This is a genomic window from Micromonospora endophytica (assembly GCF_003236305.1).
In the GTDB taxonomy this organism is placed as follows: domain Bacteria; phylum Actinomycetota; class Actinomycetes; order Mycobacteriales; family Micromonosporaceae; genus Micromonospora; species Micromonospora endophytica.
Map to the genome: position 1 here is coordinate 1 of NZ_POTX01000424.1, position 2598 is coordinate 2598.

Annotated in this window: 3 protein-coding genes; all 3 read left to right on the forward strand. The window is 71.9% G+C overall.

What is annotated here, in order from left to right; translation table 11 throughout:
* Positions 1–219 (forward strand): hypothetical protein (locus tag C1I93_RS32135; RefSeq protein WP_220039618.1); only part of this gene is annotated, 219 nt, incomplete at its 5' end.
* Positions 220–405: 186 nt separating this feature from the next.
* Positions 406–1650: a D-alanyl-D-alanine carboxypeptidase family protein gene (locus C1I93_RS30065; RefSeq protein WP_111246614.1), complete on the forward strand. Its 1245-nt coding sequence runs from the start codon at positions 406–408 to the stop codon at positions 1648–1650.
* Between the two features lie 26 nt (positions 1651–1676).
* A complete protein-coding gene (locus tag C1I93_RS30070) occupies positions 1677–2450 on the forward strand; it encodes a M15 family metallopeptidase (RefSeq protein ID WP_111246613.1) in 774 nt (257 codons plus the stop codon).
* Positions 2451–2598: the final 148 nt, after the last annotated feature.

Genomic DNA, 2598 nt, shown 5'->3' on the forward strand with positions numbered 1-2598 from the left:
CCGCCGCCCGCCTCCCAGCCGGCCGGTCCACCACCGGGGGAGGAGAGCGCCTCGGCCGCCCACGACGACGTCCCGGGCGCGGGAACTCTGGTGGCGGTGCTGATCGGCCTGCTCGCGGTCGGGCTGGCTCTGGTCGCCGCCTGGCGCGGTCGCGCCGGCAACAGGCCGGCCCGAAGCAGCGATGGTCAGGAGGAGCGTGATCTCACTGTGAAATTTTGATTTCTCTGTGCAATCACGTCTGTTCGACGAAGTGGTCCCGGTTCTACCCGGATCGGCCCTGACGGCCCTGATGGGCAGAGACGGGAGCTGCCTGCTGGTCGATTCGCCGGACTGGCCGGAAATCACCCGATAGTGTCGCGGGGTGTGAGAGTCAATCGCCTCGTCGCTGCGGTGATCGCGGCGCTCATGACGTCGCCCCTGGCGCCGACCACCGCCACCGCGACCACCGCCACCTCGACCACCGCGACCGCCGCGACCGCCGCCGCAGCCAAAGCGCCGGTGCCCTGCCCGCGCCCGGCGCCGCCCGCGCCCGGCCTGTCGCAGCCGGTGACGCCGTCACCAGACCCGGTGCAGCGGGCGGTGGGCGGGGCCCGGCTGGCCACCGCCGGACTGGTCGTACCCCAGGGGGTGCCGACGCCACCCCAGGTGGCCGCCACCTCGTGGCTGGTGGCCGACCTGGAGACCGGTGAGGTGCTGGGTGGTTGCGGGCCACACGAGTACGCCACGCCGGCCAGCGTGCAGAAGCTGTTGCTGGCCGCCACCATGCTGCCCCGGCTGGACCCGGCCGAGGAGGTCACCATCACCGCCGGTGACCTCGACATCGAGCCTGGTAGTTCGGCAGTGGGACTGGTGGAGGGCGGCCGGTACCGGATCGAGACGTTGTGGCTGGGCCTGCTGCTGCGCTCCGGCAACGAGGTGGCCAACGCGCTGGCCCGGCTCGGCGGCGGCGCGGACGGGATGGCCGGCGGGCTGCGGGCGATGAACGATCAGGCGCGCCAGCTCGGCGCCTACCAGACCCATGCCGCCACGCCCTCCGGACTGGACGGCCCAGGCCAGTTCACCAGCGCGTACGACCTGGCCCTGATCGCCCGGGCCTGCTTCGACGACGCCCGTTTCCGGCGCTACGCGGCGACCCGCGAGGCGACCATCCCAGCCCAGCCGAGGCAGCGCGCCAAGGGCTTCACCATCGACAACGACAACCAGTTGCTCTACCAGTATCCCGGCGCGTTGGGCGGCAAGACCGGCTACACCGACCTGGCCCGACACACCTACGTCGGCGCGGCCGAGCGCGATGGTCGCCAGCTCGTGGTCACCCTGCTCGGTGCCGACGCCGCCGACAAGCGGGGGTGGGAACAGGGTGCCGCCCTGCTCGACTGGGGCTTCACGTTGCCCCGGCACGCCTCGGTCGGCGCGCTGGTGCGCCCGGGGGCAACCACCGCCTCCGCGCCGCCCGCCTCGGTGCCGCCGCAGGCACTGCCCGGCGGCGCGTCCGGCGCAGAGGCTTCCGACCCGCGTACCTTCGCCGACCGGCTCCGGACAGCTTCCGTGATCGGCCTCACCGTCGGACTGACGCTACTCGCGGGAGGTCTGGTCGGCCGCCGTCGGCGGCTGCGCACCGCCGGGACGGGACGGCCGACGCGTACCGAATGACCGCCGCACGGAGGTGGCTGGCGGCAATGGTTGCGGGCGTTGCGCTGGCGGTGGCCGGGTGTGGGCGGGACGAACCGCGACCGCCACCCTCGCCGTCGGCGCCGTCGGGGCCGGACTTCGTCGTGCTCTCCGATGTGGATCAACGCATCCTCACCGACATCCGGTACGCCACGGCGTACAACTTCATCGGTCGCCCCGTCGACGGCTACCAGGAGCCGTTGTGCCTGCTCACCACCCGGGCCGCCGAAGCGCTGCGCGGGGTACAGGACGCGGCGCTCGCCGTCGGCCGCAGCCTGAAGGTGTACGACTGCTACCGCCCACAGCGGGCCACCGACGACTTCCTGCACTGGGCCGGCCAGCCGGGGCAGGACGCGATGAGGGTCGCGTTCCACCCCCGGGTGGCCAAGGCGGAGTTGGTCGACCGCGGCTATCTCGGCGCACCCAGTGCCCACAGCCGGGGCAGCACCGTCGACGTCACCCTGGTCGACGTGCCGGCGCCGGAACAGCCCCGCTACGTACCGGGCCAGCCGTTGGCTGCCTGCACCGCCCCGCAGGCGCAGCGCTTCGCCGACAACAGCGTCGACATGGGCACCGGCTTCGACTGCTTCGATCCGTCGTCGCACATCGACTCTGACCAGATCGACCCCACCGCCCGAGAGAACCGGCGGCAACTGCGCCAGTTGATGACCGCCGGCGGCTTCGTCGGTTACGACCAGGAGTGGTGGCACTTCCGCTACGGCGACGAACCGTGGCCGGACACCTACTTCGACCTACCGGTCACCCGTTCCTCAGCCCGCTGACGGTCCGGCACGGATGTTTCCGGGCCTGTCTCGCCAACGGTGTTTCCGGCGATCTTGGTTAGTAGGTTTCAGCGGTCGGGAAGCGGTCGCTGAAGGTGATGGCGAAGGCGTTCAGAGCGGGTTTCCAGCGCATCGTCCATCGGGTCCT

Coding starts and splice junctions, on each gene's coding strand:
- C1I93_RS30065 (WP_111246614.1), top strand. CDS start 406: ATGACGTCGCCCCTGGCGCCGACCACCGCCACCGCGACCACCGCCACC.
- C1I93_RS30070 (WP_111246613.1), top strand. CDS start 1,677: ATGGTTGCGGGCGTTGCGCTGGCGGTGGCCGGGTGTGGGCGGGACGAA.